Genomic DNA, 17,362 nt, shown 5'->3' on the forward strand with positions numbered 1-17,362 from the left:
TGCGGGGCGGCGGGGATTCGGGTCACCGGGCGCGAGGCACCTCGTAGCAACCGCTTGCTATCGTGTTCCAACGTTGTAACCGGCGTGCGTCCGCAAGGTCAACCCTCCGTCCGGAAAAGACTCGAGGCCTTTCCACACATGCTGACAAGCGGGCCGACGGGCACATAATCTGCGGAGACTCGGGGTGAGGGGGACGAGCGGTGGCCGCGGCGACACTCAAGGACGTGGCGGAACGCGCGGGCGTTTCGATCAAGACGGTGTCCAACGTTGTACGCGGCGCCCCGCGGGTCTCGGACACGACCCGCGCGCGGGTGCTGCGGGCGGTGGAGGAGCTGGGCTACCGCCCCAACCCCTCGGCCCGCAGGCTGCGTACGGGGCGCAGTGGCCTGATCGCGCTGGTCGTCCCCGAGCTGGCCACCCCGTACTTCGCCGAACTCGCCCACCACGTGCGCAGGGAGGCCAATCTCCTGGGCCTGACGGTCCTGACGGAGGAGTCGATGGGAGACACCGCGGAGGAGCTGCGGCCGGCCAACGGGGTCGGCGCCTCCCTGCTCGACGGCGTGATCCTCTCGCCGCTGCGGGTGACGCCCGACGAACTCGCCTCCGTCACGGACGAGTTCCCGCTGGTCCTGCTGGGTGAGCGCACCTACGGGCGGGACCGGGTCGTCGCCGATCACGTGCTGATCGACAACGTCGCCGCGGCCCGCGACGTCACCGCCCACCTGACCGGGCTGGGGCGCCGCCGGATCGCCGCGATCGGCGTCGACCACCAGGGTTCGGCGACCAGCCGGCAGCGCCTGGAGGGCTACCAGCGGGCGCTGCACGCCGCCGGGCTGCCCTTCGATCCCCGACTGGCGCCGCGGGTCGAGGAGTTCGACCGGCGCAACGGCCTGCTGGCGATGCGCTCGCTGGCCGCCCTGCCCGCCGCCGAGCGGCCCGACGCGGTGTTCTGCTTCAGCGACCTGCTCGCCGTGGGCGCACAACGCGCGCTGCACGAGGCGGGCCTGGACATCCCCGGCGACGTGGCGGTGGCGGGCATCGACGGCTCCGAGGAGGCGCGGTACAGCACCCCGTCGCTGACCTCGGTGGTACCCGACAAGGCGGCCATCGCCTCGCTGGCCGTCAAGTGCCTCGCGGCGCGCATCCGGTCGCAGGCGCCGCTGCCGTTCGAGGTCCATGTGGCGCCGCACTGGCTGGCGGCGAGGGAGTCCACGGTGGGCGGGCGCCACCCGGTCGACGCCTGAGCCGCCCGGGGGTCGTGAGGGCAGACAACGTTGCCCCCGTCGCGGCGCGAGGGCGCGCGGGGGGCCGCTGAGCTTCACCGTTCGTCCACCTAGGCTCGGCGACCATGGAGATCCCGAGAAGCCTCATCGAGCTCAAGCGCGCCGCCGACGCCGCGGACGACCGGTACCGCAGCAACTCCGGGGAGAACGCGTCGGTCGCCCTCGCGGTGTGGTCCGACGCCACCGCCGCGCTGGTCCGCGGCATCACCGCGTACGCCGAGGAGCAGGGGATCCCGCGCCAGGACGTCGAACGCGCCGTGGAGCGGGCGGTGCGTCCGCACCTCACCATGGACTGAGCACGGGCCCGCCCGCCGGCGATCCGGGACGGCGCCGGGCCGGCGCCGTCGGGACGACCTGGTCGCCCGCCTCGCTCACTCCCCCGTCCCGGACGCGAGCACCGAGACCTTCGCCCGGGAGGAGTTGCCGGAGACCGGCACCTCGCCGCCCTTCCAGTCCACGGTCAGCGAGTCGCGCTCGTTCGGCGGCGTGACCAGGAGGGTGGCGGGGGTGGCCGTCTTGGCGCCGCTGATCTCGGGGTTGGAGAAGGAGAGGCCCGCCCAGGCGGCCGCGCCCGGCTTCAGCGTGATCGTGCCCGGGCTGCCGGACGTACGCTCCGGATCGCTGCCGACCTGCTCGCCGTCCGCGTCGGCGAAGGCGGCGCCGGGGTAGCCGCGCAGGGTGCAGGTGTGGCCGGAGGTGTTGGTGAACACCACGGAGAAGTTCTCCTGCCCGGCGCCGGGGTGGTTCGGCCCGACGGAGGCCCGCAGCTCCGAGGTGTGGCAGCGCTCGGTCGCCGTACCGCCCGCGGACTTGGTCGCGCCGGACCCGGAGCCGGACGGATCCGCCGGCTTCGCGGAGTCCGAGGGGGGTGTCTCCCCTGCGGGGTCGCCGTCCGGGGACGCGCTGCCGGCGGGGGACTCGCCGCCCCCGTCCGTGGCCATGGGGGCGGCCGTGCCCGCGACGGCCTCGGGGGTGTCCGCGCCCTCGTCGCCGGAACCGCACGCCGTGAGCAGCCCCAGCGCGGCACTCGCGCTCGCCAGCACGACGGCCGTCCGGAAGGTCCGCGATGTCTGCGCCATGTCCGTCTCCCCTGATCGCTTGCCGCACCGGCCGGTGCGGGCCTGCGGCGCCTCGTGCGCCGTCAGGTGATGCGATGCGCCTACCCGCGGAAAAGTTCGCGATCACCCCGAACGGATTTCCTCACTCCGCCGGAACGGATGGCGTCACCCCGCCGGCACCCCGCCGGACCGGGCCGGCGGCGGTTGCGCTCAGGCGGTGACGCGTACGGAGTCCAGCACCCGGCTGACGTCGGCTTCCGTGCCCCGCAGCCGGATCTGCACATACGCCTGGGGCCGGCTCGCGCCCCCGGCCGGACCGAGGGCGGCCTCGACCAGCGTCTCGCCCCGGTGGAAGCAGTCCGCCCAGGTGCGCACCCGGCCCGTGGACTCGGCGCCGGTGAAGGCACGCGCCCCTTCGTAGCGGCACTCGTCGTGGCCGATGCCGTCCACTTTGGCGGTGACGTCCCCCTCGCCGACGAGCCCGACGAAGACGCCCTGGGCCTCGGCGTCCCGATCGCCCCACGCGCTCAGGTCGTCGGCGACGGTCAGCCCCGGTTCGTGCCCCGCGCGCAGCCCCAGTGCCACGGGGTCCCAGCCGCCGGTCTGCTTCTGGCCGCCCCAGGCGGCGGGGACGCGGACGCCGACCCGGCCCGTGGTGTCCTCGACCGTCACCTCGGACGCGGCGGCGCGGCCGCGGTCGACGAGCACGGTCGTCGCGGTCACCGCAACGGCCAGGACGAGGGCGCCGGCGGCCAGGAGCAGCGTCCGCCGCCCGGCGCGGGGGCGGCGCAGGGGGATGCGGCCACGGTGCTCGCCGGCCGACTCCAGTTCCTCCGCGAACGCCCGCGCCGTGGGCCAGCGTCGCTCGCGGTCCGGCTCCAGGGCCCGCGTCACCGCGTGCGCCGGCCGCGGCGGGAGATCCGGCCGGAGTCGGCCCACCGGGGCCACCTGCCCGGGCGCGGCGGGGACGGTGCCGGTGAGCAGGTGGTAGGCGACGGCGCCGAGGGCGTACACGTCGGCCCGCTCGTCGATGCCCCCGCCGGGCTGCGCCTGTTCGGGCGGCTGGTAGCCGGCGCTCCCGGCGGCGAGGGTGAGCCCGGAGGCGTGGGCCAGGCTCTTGGCCAGTCCGAGATCGGCGAGGAGCACCCGGCGCGAACCGTCCGGTGCCGTGGCCAGCAGGACGTTGGACGGCTTGATGTCCCGGTGCACGACGCCGGACTCGTGCAGGGCCGCGGCCCCTCGGGCGGCCAGCGCGGTCAGGCGCAGGACGTCCGGCAGGGCCAGGTCTCCGTCGGCGAGGTCGCCGAGGGTGCCGCCGTCGGCGTACTCCATGACGAAGTACGGGCGTCCGTCGGGCAGCTCGCCGATGTCGTAGACCTGCACCACGTGGGCGGAGCGCACCTTGCGGAGCATGCGGGCCTCGGAGAGGAAGCGCTCCCGCACGTCCAGCCGCTCCGACCAGTTCTCGGCGAGGACCTTGACGGCCACGGGCGCCTGCAACTGGTCGTCGTGGGCCAGCCACACGACGCCGAAGGCACCCGTGCCCAGACGCCGCTCCAGCCGATAGCGCCCGATCCGGTCGGAGGAAAGCATGTGCCTATCATGCATTGCCCCGGATCCGCCCGACCGAGAGGACCACCGTGCACGACGCGCCCCGCACCGAGGAACTGGCCGGGCGGGCTGCGGCCGGTGACTCGGCGGCGCTGGACGAACTGCTGGTGGGCATCCGCCCGGAGGTGGTCCGGCGCTGCGGGCGCTTCCTGCCGTGCCGGGAGGACGCCGAGGAGGCGGCTCAGGACGCGCTGCTCCAGGTCGCGCGGAAGATCGGGACCTTCGAGGGCCGGAGCCGGTTCAGCACCTGGCTGTACACGGTCGTCGCGAACTGCTCCCGGCAGAAGTACCGCGAGCTGAAGCGGCGCAGCGCCGAACAGCCGGCGGTGATCGACGACTCGCAGCACGTCGATCCGCGCACCACGAGCGTCATCGCCGGCTCCCGGCTGCTGCTCCTGGACGCGCTCGACCGGCTGGAGCGGGAACATCCGCACCTGGTGGCGCCGTTGGTCTACCGCGACCTGTGCCAGCTGGAGTACGCGGAGGTGGCCGAGCGGGTGGGGGTGCCGCTGGGCACGGTGAAGTCGCGGCTGCACGAGGCGCGCCGGAGGGTGAAGTCCTACTTCGGCGACGCCTCGGCCTGAGCACGCCCGGCCCCGGAGCGCACGGGGCCCGCGCCGGAAACGCGGCCGTCACGCCGCGGAGAGCGGTCGGAAACGCATCCGACCTACCGTCGTCCGCCATGAACACGACGAGCGTGCCGCGCTCGTCCCCTACGGCGGAAGAGGCGTGGATGAGCGTCGAGCCACAGCTGACGGAGGCCACGGAACCACGGCCGGGACCGGGGCAGGCGCCCCGCACCGACCAGGCCGTACGGGAGACCCTGGAGGACTACACCCTGCGCTTCGCGCCGCGCGGTTACCGGCGTTGGAGCCCGTTGGTCGTGGCCACCACCGCACTGGGCGGGATCGCCTACATGGCGGACTTCTCCATCGGCGCCGGCATCGGGCTCACCCACGGCACCGGCAACGCGCTGCTGGCGATCGCGGTGGCGGCGGTGGTCATCTTCGTCACCGGCTTCCCGCTCGCCTACTACGGCGCCCGCTACAACATCGACCTCGACCTGATCACCCGAGGCTCCGGCTTCGGCTACTACGGGTCGGTGCTCACCAGCGTGATCTTCGCCAGTTTCACCTTCATCTTCTTCGCCCTGGAGGGGTCGATCATGGCCCAGGGGCTGGAGTACGGCCTGGGGATGCCCCTGTGGCTGGGCTACCTGGTCTCCACCGTCATGGTGATCCCCCTGGTCATCTACGGGATGAAGGCACTGAGCCGGCTCCAGGTCTGGACGACGCCCGTCTGGCTGCTGCTGATGGTCGCGCCGCTGGTCTACCTGATCGCGACCGATCCCGGATCGGTCGACCGGTTCCTCGCCCACGCGGGCACGGACGGGGACGGCGGGGTCGACACCGCGTCGGTCCTGCTGGGCGCCGGGGTGTGCCTGTCCCTGATCGCCCAGATCGGCGAGCAGATCGACTACCTGCGCTTCATGCCCCCGAAGACCGAGGCGAACAAGCGCGCCTGGTGGACGGCGGTCGTCATGGCGGGACCCGGCTGGGTGGTGCTGGGCGCCCTCAAGCAGGCCATCGGCGTCTTCCTGGCCGTGTACATCCTGGCGGAGGTCGGGCCGGCCAGGGCGACCGAGCCCATCCAGCAGTTCAGGAGTGCGCTGGACGCGATGCTGCCGTCGTGGACGGTGGTCCCGCTGGCGCTCGCGCTCGTCGTGATCAGCCAGATCAAGATCAACGTCACGAACGCGTACTCCGGTTCGCTGGCCTGGACGAACTCCTTCACCCGGGTGACCGGCACCTATCCCGGCCGTCTGGTCTTCGTCCTGGTCAACCTGGGCTTCGCCCTCGCGCTGATGGAGGCCGACATGTTCAGCTTCCTCAACAGCCTCCTCGGGTTCTACTCGAACTGCGCGATCGCCTGGGTGGTCACGGTGGCCACCGACATCGGCGTCAACAAGTACCTGCTCCATCTGTCCCCGCACGCACCCGAGTTCCGGCGCGGCATGCTCCACGCCGTCAACCCGGTCGGGGTGGTGTCCTTCGTCGCCGCCTCCGGGCTGTCCATCGCGATGTACTTCCATCTGCTGGGCGACGCCATGCAGCCCTACTCCCCCGTCGCCGCGGCGGTGATCGCCTTCGTGCTGACGCCCGTCATGGCCGTCGCCACCAAGGGCCGCTACTACCTGCGGCGCACCGACGACGGCATCGCGGAGCCGCTGCTGGACCCGGAGGGCAACCCGAGCGCGGTCACCCTCGAATGCCACGTCTGCGGGGAGCGCTACGAGCGGCCCGACATGACGGCCTGCCAGGCCCATGCCGCGTTCGTCTGCTCACTGTGCCTGAGCACCGACAAGACCGGCGTCCACGTGCTGCCCCCGTCCCCCGCACCCGCCTGAGCGCATCCCCGTTGACAGCGGTGGCTAACAGCCATAGCCTTGAGCTAACAGCGTTAGCCACTGCGGGTTCACCACGGGGAGTGTCATGACCGAGTACCTGGCCGTCGACGGCGGCACGATCGCGTACGAGGTGGCGGGATCCGGGCCGCTGATCGTTCTCGCCCACGGCATGGGCGACAGCCGGGCCGCCTACCGTGCGGTGGTGCCGCCCCTGGTGGCGGCGGGTTTCCGGGTCGCCGCCGTCGACCTGCGCGGCTGCGGCGAGTCCAGCGCCGACTGGCCGGCCTGGAGCCGCACCGACATCGCGGGCGACCTGCTCGCCGTGGTGCGCCACCTGGGCGGCCCGGCCGTGCTCGTCGGCCACTCGATCTCCGGCGGCGCGGCCACGGTCGCGGCGGCCCGCGAGCCCTCGCTGATCACCTCGGCGGTGGAGCTGGCGCCGTTCACGCGCGCCCAGTCGGTACGCCTCGGCGACCTGCGCGTACGGCGCGTGCGGCGGGGCACGCTGCGGCTGCTCGGCGCCGGCGTCCTCGGCAGCCGGCCGCTGTGGCGCTCGTACCTCGACGTCGCCTACCCGGGCGCGAAGCCGGCCGACTGGGCGGAGCGGCTGGGCCGGGTCGACGCCATGCTGCGCGAACCGGGACGCATGAAGGCCCTCCAGGGCATGGGCCGCAGCACCCCGGGCGACGCCGGCGCGCAGCTGGCCAACGTGCGCTGCCCGGTCCTGGTGGTGATGGGCACCCTCGACCCCGACTGGGCCGACCCGCGCGCCGAGGGCACGGCCGTCGTCGACGCCCTGCCCCCGGGCCTCGGACGCCTGGAGATGATCGAGGGCGCCGGGCACTACCCGCACGACCAGTTCCCGGAGCGGGTGGTCTCCCTCGTGCTGGACTTCGTGCGGACGGACGCCGCGCGGGCCTAGCCATCGGGCACGAGTGGCCGGTGTCCCGGGAGGAGACCACACTGGGGAGGGCGTGCCATCCGGAACCTCCGAAGGGAGGACGCCGCCGTGACCTCGTTCTCACCCGGCTTCCACGGACGCCCCCGCGCCCTCGCCGACCGGCTGCCGCCCGGCCAGTACCCCACCGAGTCCTTCCCGGTGCTCTCGGCCGGCCCGACGCCCCGCGTCCCGACCGAGACGTGGACCTTCACCGTCACCACGGAGACGGGTGCCACGCGCAGCTGGACGTGGGACGAGATGATGGCGCTGCCGCAGCAGGAGACGGTGCACGACATCCACTGCGTGACCCGGTGGTCGAAGTTCGACACCCACTGGCGGGGCGTGCCCCTGACCGCCTTCCTCGACGACGTCGAGACCGCGGCCGACCACGTGGTGGCCGAGGCCCACGGCGGCTACACCACCAACCTGCCGCTGGAGGACGTCCTCGACGGCCGGGCGTGGGTGGCGCACACCTACGACGGCTACCCCCTCTCCCCCGAACACGGCGGTCCCGCCCGTCTGCTCGTGCCCCACCTGTACTTCTGGAAGTCGGCGAAGTGGGTGAGCGGCCTGCGCCTCACGGTCGAGGACGAGCCGGGCTTCTGGGAGTCGGTCGGGTACCACAACTACGGCGACCCCTGGCGCGAGCAGCGCAACTGGGGCGACTGAGCGTGGCGGCCCACTGGTTCGGCGCCCGGCTCGTGGAGCGCCGCGCGCAGACCGCGACCGGCCGCACCCTCGTCCTCGACATACCCGGCTGGCCGGGCCATCTGCCCGGGCAGCATGTGGACGTGCGGCTGACCGCGGACGACGGCTACCAGGCCGTGCGCAGCTACTCCCTGGCCGCCCCCACCGACGGGGAGCGGGTCGAGCTGGGCGTCCAGGCCGTCCGGGACGGCGAGGTGTCGCCCTACCTGGCCGACGTGCTGCCGACGGGCGCACGGGTGGAGCTGCGCGGGCCGCTCGGCCAGTGGTTCGTCTGGCGGACCGGGCAGAGCGGGCCGGTGCTGCTGGTCGCGGGCGGGTCGGGGGTCGTGCCGGTCACGGCGATGCTCCGGGCCCACCGGGCGGCACGCTCGGACAGCGCTTTCAGCCTGCTGTACTCGGTACGCGATCCCGACGAGATCTGGTACCGCGAGGAACTCGCCGCCCCGGACGACCGGCTCGACGTGCGCGTGCTCTACACCCGGCGCGCGCCCCGCGGCGAGGTCAGACCGCCGGGACGCATCGCGGCGGCCGACCTCGGCCCGGCCCAGGCCGGCCCCGGGACCGTGTACGTCTGCGGCCCCACCGGCTTCGTGGAGTCCGTCGCCGACCTGCTCGTCGGCCTCGGGCGGCCCGCCGCCGACATCCGCACCGAGCGGTTCGGCTGAACCGCACGCACCCACGGGAGACGCTCATGGCACAGGACACCGGCCGTCCCTCCGGGACCCACCAGGACGGCAACCGCCTCGCCGGCCCGCTCTCGGAGATCCTCCGCGCGGAGCCCACCACCGCCTGGTGGCGCTGCCCCGACTGCGGCCGCTCGGGCCCTCTGGCCGAACTGCACGTCTACGGCCCGGAACCGGGCCTCACCGCCCGCTGTCCCGCCTGCTCGCGCGTCGCCCTGCGCATGGTGCCCGAGGAGGGGCACCTGTGGCTGAGCCTGGGCGGCGCGACCGGGGCCTTCCGGTTCCGCACGGCCTGACGCGGGGTCACGCGCCGGGACACGCGCGCGGAGCCCGGGCCTCAGCCCAACGGCACGTCCGCGGAGCGGCTCGGGACGGCGTCCAGGGACGCGAGAGCCGCGCCGTCGAGGGCGACTTCGCCGACCTCGGTGTTCGCGGCCAAGTGGGCGGCGTCGGCGGTACCCGGGATGAGCAGCACGTGGGGGGCGTGGTGGAGCAGCCAGGCGAGACCCACCTGGGCCGGCGTGCGGCCGAGGGAGCGGGCCACGGCGCGCACCGCGGGCTCGTCGGCGACCTTGGGCATGGCGGGGAAGGCGCCGCCGAGCGGGAAGTAGGGCACCCACGCGATGTCCTCGGCGGCGCACAGCCGGAGCAGGTCCTCGTCGGACCGGCTCACCAGGCTGTACGCGTTCTGCACGCAGACGACGCCGGCCGGCAGGGCCCGGCGCAGGCCCTCCAAGGTCACACTGCTGAGGCCGATCGCGCCGATCTTTCCCTCGTCGCGCAGGGCCGTCAGCACCGCCAGCTGGTCGTCGAGGTCCACCACCTGGTCGCCCTCGGCCCGCAGCCCCGGACCGGTGTCGAGGCGCCGCAGGTTCACCACCGCGAGCCGCTCGGTGCCGAGGCTCCTCAGGTTGTCCTCGACGCTCGCCCGCAGCTCCTCGGGGCGTTGCGCGGGACGCAGCGGGAGAGGGCCGTCGGGGTCCGGGCCCGCACCGACCTTGGTCACGACCACGACGCCGTCAGAACCGTCAGAGGGGCCCAGTGCCTCCCGGACGACCTCGTTGACGAACCCGTGGCCGTAGAACTGGGCGGTGTCGACGTGGTCGACGCCGAGCTCCACCGCGCGGCGCAGGAGGGCGACGGCGGCCGCCCGGTCGGTGTGCAGGCGTTCGAGCTGCATCGCGCCGTAGCCGATCCGCGAGACGGTACGGCCGGCGAGCCGTCCCGCGCCGCCGGGGCGGGGCACTCCGGCGGCCGTGACTCGGGCGGATGAGGTACCGGATGACGTCATGGGAGCCCGTCCTCGTGAGATGATGACAGAAGCGGAGGACCCTCCGCTAATTCGACTGTAGCACTACCGGAGGGCCCTCCGCTTTGAGTCCGGACCAGGAACCCACACCCCGGAGCACGGACCCCGGGACACCCGCGGCCGACCGCCCGCTGCGCGCGCACGCGCGGCGCAACCGCGAGAAGCTGATCGCCGCGGCCCGGGAGGCGTTCACCGCCGCGGACGACGGTGCCCCCCTGGAGGGCATCGCCCGGGAGGCGGGCGTCGGCATCGGCACGCTCTACCGGCACTTCCCGACCCGTGAGGCGCTGGTGGAGGCCGTGTACGCCGCCGAACTGGAGGCCGTCACGGCCGACGCGACGGCCCTGCTCGACGAACTGCCGCCCGAACGCGCCCTCCGCGCCTGGATGGAGCGCTACGCGGGCTTCGTCGCCACGAAGCGCGCCATGGTCAACACCCTGCACAGCGGATGGGCCTCCGGACGGATCACGGCACCGGCCACGCGGGAACGCATCACGGCCGCGATCGGATCGCTCCTGGCCGCCGGGGCGCGTACGGGCGCCCTCCGCGAAGACGTCGAGGCCGACGACGTCACCGCGATGCTGCTCGGCGTGTTCCTGTCGACGGCCGCCGAGGACGACCCGGCGCGCACCGGCCGGCTCCTCGACCTCGTCGTGGACGCGCTGCGCCCGCCGGTCCCCTCGCCGTGACGCGCTCAGCGGGCGAGACCGCGGGAGGCACCGGGCGCCGGCTCACAGGAGGCCGGCCTCCCTCGCCGTCCACACCGAGGGGACCAGGGGCCGGTAGCCCAGCTCGCGCCGGATGCGGTCGGTGGACAGCACGCCGTGCCAGGGGTCCGGGGTCTCGCGGTCGCGGACCTCCCCCGGCACGGGAAGACCGTTCAGCAGGAACAGGTCGACCGTGGTGACCGGGGCGTCGTCCGCGATGTTGTAGACGCCCCGCGCGCTCGGCGCGTACAGCAGCCGTCTGAGGCCCTGCGCCACGTCCACGTGGTGCCCCATGTGCAGGCGCTGCATGGCGGGCCACCGCGGAGCCCACGCCATCACGTCGGCGAGATGCGGGTCGCCCTCGCCGTAGACGAAGGGCAGCCGGGCGATGCGCAGGTCCCGCAGGCCCTCCAGCCGGGCGAGCGCGCGCTCCGCCTCCCACTTGGACTCGGGGTAGGCGCCCCACAGATGCGTGCCCGGCACGGTCTCGTCGCTCTCCACCAGCGGCCTGCCCCTCCCGGCGCCGTAGACCAGTCCCGTGCTGACCTGGACGAACCGCCCCACGCCCGAGGCGGCCGCCGCCCGGCCCAGCTCCACGGCCGCGTCGTGGTTGACCGCCCGCGCCTCCTCGTCCGGGACACCGCGGAAGGCGGCGGCGACGTTGACCACCGCGTCCACGCCCGCCGTGGCCCTGCCGAGCACCTCCGCGTCGCGCAGGTCGCCCACCAGCACCTCGGCCCCGAGCGCGGCGAACCGCTCGCCGCGCGCCGCGTCCCGTACCAGCACCCGCAGCCGCTCGCCGGGGGCCGCGCTCCGCAGCAGCCTCGGCACCAGCCGCCGTCCCACCTGTCCCGTCGCCCCCGTCACCAGGGTCAGCACGGCCGCCTCCTCATGTGTCGTATTCATGTCCGAAAGCGTGGCGCCGCCGCGGCCGCGGCGGGAGAGACGCGGTCATCCAGGGAGCGGCTCTCCCTGGATACGGGTGCGGTCGCGAGGGATGCTGGAGCCATGGATCGCACCGGTCTGGCCGACTTCCTGCGGCGCGCCCGCACCCGTCTGAGCCCCGGCGACGTGGGTCTCAGCGCGGGCCCGCGGCGCCGTACTCCGGGGCTGCGCCGCGAGGAGGTCGCTCTTCTGGCGGGGATGTCCACGGACTACTACGCGCGGCTGGAGCAGCGGCGCGGCTCGCACCCCTCCCGGCAGATGCTGACCGCTCTCGCCCGCGCGCTGCGGCTCACGGACGCCGAGCGGGACCACCTGTTCCACCTGGCGGGCGAGGAGCCGCCCCGGCCGGGTGGTTCCTCGGACCACGTCCGCCCGGGCCTGCTGCTGATCCTGGACCGCCTGCACGACCTGCCGGCCGCGGTCGTGAGCGACTGGGGCGTGATGCTGGCGCAGAACACGATGTCCGTCGCCCTGACCGGTGAGCACACCGGCACGAACCTCATCCGGCGCTGGTTCACGGTGCCCGGCGCACGGGGCATCGCCCCGCCGGAGAACCACGCCCAGCACACCCGGGCCCACGTGGCGAGCCTGCGGGCCGTCACCGCGGCCCGCCCCGACGATCCGGGGCCGGCCGCCCTCGTGGCCGAACTCCGGGCCCGGTCGGCCGAGTTCGAGGCGCTCTGGCTGGAGCACGACGTGGTGGTCCGCCGCCCGTCGCCGAAGAGCTTCGTGCACCCCGTCGTCGGCGTCCTCGACCTCGACTGCGAGGTGCTGCTCGGCGACGGCCACAGCCAGCAGCTGATCGTCCACTCGGCGCGTCCGGGCACCACGGCGTACGAGCGGCTGGCCCTGCTGCGGGTGATCGGGGTGCAGGACCTCGCTCCCCGGCCGTAGGGACGGCGCCACGGGGCGGGGAGCCGGGGCCGGCCGCCGCGGGCCGGTCGGGGCCGCCCCGTTCACGGTCCACGCGTACGGCGACGCCCGCCCCGGGACGGCCCGGGGCGGGCGTGTGGCGGCACGAGGCGGGCGCGGCTCACGGGCTTCCTGGTCCGGGACGTCCGGTAACGCGCCGTTCCCCGGTCGAGGCCCGCCCGGCAGGGTTCAGTTGGTGGCCAGCATGCCCTCCCTCAGGCGGCCCAGGAGACGCGAGATCAGCCGGGAGACGTGCATCTGCGAGACGCCGAGCCGCTCGCCGATCTCCTTCTGGGTCAGCTCGTCGACGAAGCGCCAGTGGATGATCTGCCGGTCCCGCTCGTCCAGTTCGGAGATCATCGGCGCGAGCGCGTGGAAGTCGTCCACGAGCGCCAGCGCGGCGTCGTCGGTGCCGATGAAGTCGGCCAGGGCCGCCTCGCCGTCCTCACTGCCGCTGATGGCCGCGTCCAGGGACGAGGAGTTGTAGCCGTTGGAGGCCACCCGGGCCTCGCGGACCTCCTCCTCCGGCAGGTTCATCAGCTCGGCCAGTTCGCCGGTCGTGGGGGTGCGCCCGAGCCGGCTGCGCAGCTCCTCGGTGGCGCGGGCCAGCTGGACGCGGGCCTCCTGGAGGCGCCGCGGGACGTGCACCGCCCACGAGGTGTCCCGGAAGAAGCGCTTCATCTCGCCGACGATGTACGGCACGGCGAACGAGGTGAACTCCACCTCGCGCGAGATCTCGAACCGGTCGATGGCCTTGATCAGGCCGATCATGCCGACCTGGACGATGTCCTCCATCTCCTCCGGCCCGCGGCTGCGGAACCGGCCGGCCGCGAACCGGACCAGCGACATGTTCATCTCTATGAGGGTGTTGCGCGCGTACTGGTATTCCGGCGTGCCCTCCTCCAGCACGGCCAGCTGGTCGAAGAAGAGTCTCGACAGCTCCCGGGCGTCCTTGGGCGCCACTTTGGACGGATCCGCCACTTCCGGCATCGCGGCGCGGCACCCGGCCGCCTGCACGGTCGTCGCCATCATCTATTCCCTCCCGCATCGCTCCGGCGCTCGCCGGACCGTGAAATTGACGTTGCACGGCGTACCCCGCCTTCCTCCCGACATGCCTGGCGATTTCGTCCGTGAGGCGAGGCTCACGTCGGACGGCCGTAGGCCCAGGTGGGAGGCGCGCCGACCGGCCCCCGCACGACCGGTCCTCCGACCCGGGACCAACCCGCCTCGGACCCAGGTCTGAGCCCTCCCTGGACCGCGGTCGGGGCAGGGGCCGTCCGCAGGGCCGATGTGCCGGCCGGAGCCGGTGCACAGACTCGTCACGTGCCGGTCCGGCCCCCCACAGGAGGACACCTCATGCGCAGAAGTATGTCCCTCGCCCTCACCGCCGCCGCCTTGGCGGCGACCGCGCTGCCCGCGGCCGCCTCGCCGCCGGCCAGCAGCCGGGCACCGGCACCGAGCGCCCTGGAGTGGGGCCCCTGCCCCGAGGGCGCCGACGCGCCCCGCCTGCAGTGCTCGACGCTCGAAGTCCCCCTGGACTACCGCGAACCGGACGGACGGCGGATCGAGATCGCCGTCTCCCGGCTGGCGAGCGAGAAGCCGTCCCTGCGGCGCGGCGTCCTGATCACCAACCCGGGCGGACCGGGCGGGGCGGGACTGTCGTATCCGGCCGTACTCGCCGCCTCGGGCCTGCCGCGCAGCGTGCTCGACTCCTACGACATCATCGGCTTCGACCCGCGCGGCGTCGGCCGCAGCGCCCCCGTGACCTGTGACCTGACGCGGGAACAGCAGTGGCGCGGCAACTTCCCCCCGTACGCCCGCACCGCGGCCGACGTACGGCGCGAGGTCCCCTACGCGCGGCGGATCGCCGAGCAGTGCGCCGGCTCGCGGACGGCGTGGATGCTGCCGCACACCACCACCCCCAACACCGCGCGGGACATGGACCGCCTGCGCGCTGCCCTGGGCGAGCGGAAGATCTCCTACCTCGGCGCCTCGTACGGCAGTTACCTGGGCGCGGTCTACACGACGCTGTTCCCGCGGCGCGGCGACCGGATCGTCCTCGACAGCAACATGGGGCCCGGCGGCTACGACATCACGGCCATGCGGCTGCTCGCCCGGGGGATGGAGGACCGCTTCCCCGACTTCGCGGCCTACGCCGCCGCCCACCCCGAGTACGGTCTCGGCTCCACGCCGGGGCAGGTCAAGGCCAAGTTCTACGAGCTGGTGAAGCGCCTGGACGCCGAGCCCGTGCAGGGCGTCAACGGCATCGCCTTCCGCGGGCACACCTTCGAACAGCTCTACGCGGACGGCTCCATGCCGAAGCTCGCCGAGTTCTGGCAGGCGGTCGACACGGGTGCCGAGCTGCCGGTTCCCGAACCGCCCGCGACGCTGGAGAACCTGCTGGCCTCGCGCTTCGCCGTGGTCTGCGGTGACTCTCGCTGGCCGGGTGCGGTCCGGCAGTACCAGCGCAACGTCGCCGTCGACCGGCTCAAGTACCCGATGCTCGGCGGCTCGACGGCGAGCATCAACCCCTGCGCGTTCTGGCCCGAGGAACGGACCGAACCGCCGGTGCGCATCACCGGCCGCGGGCCCTCGAACGTGCTGATGCTGCAGAACGAGCGCGACCCGGGCACCCCGCTGGCCGGCGCACAACGACTCCGGCGGGCGTTCGGCGGGCGGGCCACGATGGTGACCGTCGACCAGGGCGGCCACGGCGTCTACCCGTACGGCCGCAACACCTGCGCCAACGACGCGGCGACGGCCTTCCTCACCACCGGCGAACGCCCCGCGCGCGATCTCGCCTGCGCCGCCCGTCCGTAGCGCCGGCGCTCAGGGTGCGGTGACCCGCTTCACGACGGTCCCGGTGTCGGGGGCCGTCGTGAAGAAGTCCTCGAGACCCGAGAGCGTGAACAGACGCCGCACCGTAGGCCTGAGCGGCCCCGTGATGACGAGAGCGGGCAGCCGGTGGTGGGCGCGGATGAGGGCGTTGAGGGTGGAGGAGTCGCCGAAGACGAGCGCGGAGAGGTCCACCACGGTCGTGTGCGGTCTGTCCGCCACGCTCTGCTGGAGGGCGAACTGCAGAACGGGCGCGGTGTCGATGTCGACCTCTCCGGCGACGCGCAGTACGCGCAGCACGCCGCGGCCGGGCACGGTCATGTCCTCGGCCGTCACTTCGAGGATGCCGTCGTGCCAGCGCCCGCTGGGTACGAAGCCGTTCGCGGCCCAGTCGGCGATGTCCATCTCGGTCCTTCCTTGGGAGCGGGCGGTGCGGAAACGTCACAGCGGAAGGCAGGCCACTATCGTCTTGCCGCTGCCGTCCGGCAGCGGCCGGACGTAGAGGGTGCGGCACAGGCGGCTCGCCAGCGCCCAGCCGAAGCCCCCCGGCGTGCTGCGCTCCGCCTCCAGCACATGGGGCGAGAGGGGGCTGCGGTCGGTGATCTGGAGCATCAGCTCACCGTGCACGACGTGGGCGCTGAACGCCGTGAGGCCGCCGCCGTGCCGGTTGGCGTTGGTCACCAACTCGCTGGTCACCAGCAGCGCGTCCGCCACCTCGGTGCCGGACGGCCCGCCCCGCGCCGCGTAGTGGCCGTCGAGCAGGTGCCGGACGGTGTCCCGCGCCTCGCCCGCCGTCATCGGCGGCGGCGACTTGCCCGGAACCGGCGGACCGAGCGGTGCGACCCCCTCGGGGGGCGTCCGCGTCAGATCGCCGTGGTGCGAATCCATCACTTACCTCCCGGAACACCACCGGGACAGCCATCCGGCCCGGTTTGTCCCTACCTCCTGCCCCCACTCCACCAGTTCAACGCTGTCCCCGGGGGCATCACGCTCCACATACGCCGGAAGGTGGACACTTGACGGACCGTGAGAGGATGGTGTGACAAGAGTCCGACCGCCCCTCTGGACCTGAGGGGGCCCATTGGATCCGGGCGTTGCCCTCACCACGGGAAACCGGATCTGCCACCGCCACGGCCGCGACCACCCGGCCGGGCCGTCGCAGGTGGTGGACTCACACGACCCCCATGAAGGGGGGCGAGCATGAGCATCCCCGTCACGATCGACGGCGACCGGGCCGTGATCTCTCCGCGCGGAGCGATCGACCAGGACACCCGGCCCGGCCTGTCCACCGCGGCGGACTCGCTGCCGGCCTCGGTCACCTCGGTGACCTGGGACCTGCGCGAGGTCGTCTTCATGGACTCCGCGGGCCTGCACCTGCTGGAGGACCAGCACCGCACGGCACTCGGACGGGGCGGCAGCATCACGCTGGCCGGCCCGCAGACCCAGCCGCTGCACCTGCTGCGACTGGCCGCGCAAATGTACCCGGCGGGCCCGTGGAGCCCGCTCCTCGCCGGCCTTCCGCCGACGGACGCGGCCTGAGGACGGCGCCAGTGCGTCACACCGTGGCGCCCGCCGCCCCGCCGCCCCCGTCCGGCCGCCCGGCCACCCCGTCCCTCTCCGGGACGGCGCGTCAGGCGGCCGGGCGGGAGGCTCGGCGGCCACCCTGCCGACGCCGCCGGGCCACCGATACGGCGCCCGTCCGCTCCTGCCACTCCGCCTCGGCCGTCTCCGCGGCCGCACCCCGGTAGGCCGGGGCCAGGAACAGGTTCCTCCACTGCGGCGTCGGCGCCACCGCCGACGGCCGGCCGTCACTCGCCACTCGCTTCTCACTCGGCCCTCGTCGCATGCTCACACCTTCGCTCACCGGCGGCCGGCCCGCTGCGGGCCCACGACCGCGACCGCACGCGCGGCCACCCCTCCGATGTCCCGCACACCGGCCCGCAAACGTCCGGCGCGTCCCACGC

The 17,362-nt window shown here is 73.8% G+C and carries 19 protein-coding genes; 12 read left to right on the forward strand and 7 right to left on the reverse strand.

Annotated elements, in window-relative coordinates; genetic code table 11:
* Positions 1 to 200 precede the first annotated feature (200 nt).
* Together IE108_RS08680 and IE108_RS08685 are read left to right on the forward strand one after the other, a co-directional pair.
* The gene (locus tag IE108_RS08680; protein ID WP_064731434.1) at positions 201 to 1,244 is read left to right on the forward strand and encodes a LacI family DNA-binding transcriptional regulator; all 1,044 of its coding nucleotides are present in this window, start codon (positions 201 to 203) and stop codon (positions 1,242 to 1,244) included.
* A gap of 104 nt (positions 1,245 to 1,348) precedes the next feature.
* The gene (locus IE108_RS08685) at positions 1,349 to 1,579 is read left to right on the forward strand and encodes a hypothetical protein (protein ID WP_064731433.1); all 231 of its coding nucleotides are present in this window, start codon (positions 1,349 to 1,351) and stop codon (positions 1,577 to 1,579) included.
* Between the two features lie 75 nt (positions 1,580 to 1,654).
* Here IE108_RS08685 and IE108_RS08690 read toward each other — a convergent pair whose 3' ends face one another.
* Both IE108_RS08690 and IE108_RS08695 read right to left on the reverse strand, forming a co-directional pair.
* Complete coding sequence (locus tag IE108_RS08690; protein ID WP_064731432.1) at positions 1,655 to 2,362, reverse strand: DUF4232 domain-containing protein; 708 nt, start codon at positions 2,360 to 2,362, stop codon at positions 1,655 to 1,657.
* 189 nt (positions 2,363 to 2,551) lie between these two features.
* Positions 2,552 to 3,934 (reverse strand): serine/threonine-protein kinase, encoded by a 1,383-nt coding sequence (locus IE108_RS08695; RefSeq protein WP_064731431.1) that lies wholly within the window; start codon positions 3,932 to 3,934, stop codon positions 2,552 to 2,554.
* Between the two features lie 47 nt (positions 3,935 to 3,981).
* Between IE108_RS08695 and IE108_RS08700 the strand changes: the two genes are divergently transcribed.
* From IE108_RS08700 to IE108_RS08725, 6 genes are all read left to right on the forward strand, one after another.
* Complete coding sequence (locus IE108_RS08700) at positions 3,982 to 4,536, forward strand: RNA polymerase sigma factor (RefSeq protein ID WP_064732101.1); 555 nt, start codon at positions 3,982 to 3,984, stop codon at positions 4,534 to 4,536.
* Between the two features lie 149 nt (positions 4,537 to 4,685).
* Entirely contained in the window at positions 4,686 to 6,359 is a 1,674-nt protein-coding gene (locus tag IE108_RS08705; protein ID WP_064731430.1) for a purine-cytosine permease family protein, read from the forward strand.
* Between the two features lie 85 nt (positions 6,360 to 6,444).
* The gene (locus IE108_RS08710; protein WP_064731429.1) at positions 6,445 to 7,281 is read left to right on the forward strand and encodes an alpha/beta fold hydrolase; all 837 of its coding nucleotides are present in this window, start codon (positions 6,445 to 6,447) and stop codon (positions 7,279 to 7,281) included.
* Between the two features lie 87 nt (positions 7,282 to 7,368).
* Complete coding sequence (locus IE108_RS08715; protein WP_064731428.1) at positions 7,369 to 7,968, forward strand: molybdopterin-dependent oxidoreductase; 600 nt, start codon at positions 7,369 to 7,371, stop codon at positions 7,966 to 7,968.
* 2 nt (positions 7,969 to 7,970) lie between these two features.
* Positions 7,971 to 8,672, forward strand: a complete 702-nt coding sequence (locus tag IE108_RS08720) for an FAD-binding oxidoreductase (protein WP_064731427.1) — start codon at positions 7,971 to 7,973, stop codon at positions 8,670 to 8,672.
* A 26-nt stretch (positions 8,673 to 8,698) separates the two neighbouring features.
* Positions 8,699 to 8,986, forward strand: a complete 288-nt coding sequence (locus IE108_RS08725) for a DUF6510 family protein (RefSeq protein WP_064731426.1) — start codon at positions 8,699 to 8,701, stop codon at positions 8,984 to 8,986.
* A 41-nt stretch (positions 8,987 to 9,027) separates the two neighbouring features.
* On the opposite strand, the gene IE108_RS08730 is transcribed toward IE108_RS08725, so the two are convergent.
* Positions 9,028 to 9,981, reverse strand: a complete 954-nt coding sequence (locus tag IE108_RS08730) for an aldo/keto reductase (RefSeq protein ID WP_064731425.1) — start codon at positions 9,979 to 9,981, stop codon at positions 9,028 to 9,030.
* 83 nt (positions 9,982 to 10,064) lie between these two features.
* Here IE108_RS08730 and IE108_RS08735 point away from each other — a divergent pair, with 83 nt between their 5' ends.
* Entirely contained in the window at positions 10,065 to 10,688 is a 624-nt protein-coding gene (locus IE108_RS08735; RefSeq protein ID WP_064731424.1) for a TetR/AcrR family transcriptional regulator, read from the forward strand.
* Positions 10,689 to 10,730: 42 nt separating this feature from the next.
* Here the strand turns inward: IE108_RS08735 and IE108_RS08740 are convergent, their stop codons facing one another.
* Positions 10,731 to 11,585, reverse strand: coding sequence for an NAD-dependent epimerase/dehydratase family protein (locus IE108_RS08740; protein ID WP_064731423.1), 855 nt, complete (start codon positions 11,583 to 11,585; stop codon positions 10,731 to 10,733).
* A 129-nt stretch (positions 11,586 to 11,714) separates the two neighbouring features.
* Between IE108_RS08740 and IE108_RS08745 the strand changes: the two genes are divergently transcribed.
* Positions 11,715 to 12,545, forward strand: a complete 831-nt coding sequence (locus IE108_RS08745; RefSeq protein WP_064731422.1) for a helix-turn-helix transcriptional regulator — start codon at positions 11,715 to 11,717, stop codon at positions 12,543 to 12,545.
* Between the two features lie 207 nt (positions 12,546 to 12,752).
* On the opposite strand, the gene IE108_RS08750 is transcribed toward IE108_RS08745, so the two are convergent.
* Entirely contained in the window at positions 12,753 to 13,595 is an 843-nt protein-coding gene (locus IE108_RS08750) for an RNA polymerase sigma factor SigF (RefSeq protein ID WP_064731421.1), read from the reverse strand.
* A 324-nt stretch (positions 13,596 to 13,919) separates the two neighbouring features.
* Between IE108_RS08750 and IE108_RS08755 the strand changes: the two genes are divergently transcribed.
* Complete coding sequence (locus tag IE108_RS08755; RefSeq protein WP_064731420.1) at positions 13,920 to 15,383, forward strand: alpha/beta hydrolase; 1,464 nt, start codon at positions 13,920 to 13,922, stop codon at positions 15,381 to 15,383.
* Between the two features lie 9 nt (positions 15,384 to 15,392).
* Here IE108_RS08755 and IE108_RS08760 read toward each other — a convergent pair whose 3' ends face one another.
* Positions 15,393 to 15,803 (reverse strand): STAS domain-containing protein, encoded by a 411-nt coding sequence (locus IE108_RS08760; protein ID WP_079163774.1) that lies wholly within the window; start codon positions 15,801 to 15,803, stop codon positions 15,393 to 15,395.
* A gap of 36 nt (positions 15,804 to 15,839) precedes the next feature.
* Positions 15,840 to 16,286: an ATP-binding protein gene (locus tag IE108_RS08765; RefSeq protein WP_229851728.1), complete on the reverse strand. Its 447-nt coding sequence runs from the start codon at positions 16,284 to 16,286 to the stop codon at positions 15,840 to 15,842.
* 312 nt (positions 16,287 to 16,598) lie between these two features.
* Between IE108_RS08765 and IE108_RS08770 the strand changes: the two genes are divergently transcribed.
* Positions 16,599 to 16,937 carry an STAS domain-containing protein gene (locus IE108_RS08770; protein ID WP_064731419.1) on the forward strand — a complete coding sequence of 113 codons (339 nt, stop codon included), beginning with the start codon at positions 16,599 to 16,601 and terminating at the stop codon, positions 16,935 to 16,937.
* Positions 16,938 to 17,362: the final 425 nt, after the last annotated feature.

The sequence above is a fragment of the Streptomyces parvulus genome, assembly GCF_014648855.1.
Lineage (GTDB): Bacteria > Actinomycetota > Actinomycetes > Streptomycetales > Streptomycetaceae > Streptomyces > Streptomyces parvulus.

What these genes read in the sequence shown, in the direction of transcription:
- IE108_RS08685 (WP_064731433.1), top strand. Translation starts at nt 1,349, where the DNA reads ATGGAGATCCCGAGAAGCCTCATCGAGCTCAAGCGCGCCGCCGACGCC.
- IE108_RS08690 (WP_064731432.1), bottom strand. Translation starts at nt 2,362, where the DNA reads ATGGCGCAGACATCGCGGACCTTCCGGACGGCCGTCGTGCTGGCGAGC.
- IE108_RS08695 (WP_064731431.1), bottom strand. Translation starts at nt 3,934, where the DNA reads ATGCTTTCCTCCGACCGGATCGGGCGCTATCGGCTGGAGCGGCGTCTG.
- IE108_RS08705 (WP_064731430.1), top strand. Translation starts at nt 4,686, where the DNA reads ATGAGCGTCGAGCCACAGCTGACGGAGGCCACGGAACCACGGCCGGGA.
- IE108_RS08710 (WP_064731429.1), top strand. Translation starts at nt 6,445, where the DNA reads ATGACCGAGTACCTGGCCGTCGACGGCGGCACGATCGCGTACGAGGTG.
- IE108_RS08725 (WP_064731426.1), top strand. Translation starts at nt 8,699, where the DNA reads ATGGCACAGGACACCGGCCGTCCCTCCGGGACCCACCAGGACGGCAAC.
- IE108_RS08730 (WP_064731425.1), bottom strand. Translation starts at nt 9,981, where the DNA reads ATGACGTCATCCGGTACCTCATCCGCCCGAGTCACGGCCGCCGGAGTG.
- IE108_RS08745 (WP_064731422.1), top strand. Translation starts at nt 11,715, where the DNA reads ATGGATCGCACCGGTCTGGCCGACTTCCTGCGGCGCGCCCGCACCCGT.
- IE108_RS08750 (WP_064731421.1), bottom strand. Translation starts at nt 13,595, where the DNA reads ATGATGGCGACGACCGTGCAGGCGGCCGGGTGCCGCGCCGCGATGCCG.
- IE108_RS08755 (WP_064731420.1), top strand. Translation starts at nt 13,920, where the DNA reads ATGCGCAGAAGTATGTCCCTCGCCCTCACCGCCGCCGCCTTGGCGGCG.
- IE108_RS08760 (WP_079163774.1), bottom strand. Translation starts at nt 15,803, where the DNA reads ATGGACATCGCCGACTGGGCCGCGAACGGCTTCGTACCCAGCGGGCGC.
- IE108_RS08765 (WP_229851728.1), bottom strand. Translation starts at nt 16,286, where the DNA reads ATGGATTCGCACCACGGCGATCTGACGCGGACGCCCCCCGAGGGGGTC.
- IE108_RS08770 (WP_064731419.1), top strand. Translation starts at nt 16,599, where the DNA reads ATGAGCATCCCCGTCACGATCGACGGCGACCGGGCCGTGATCTCTCCG.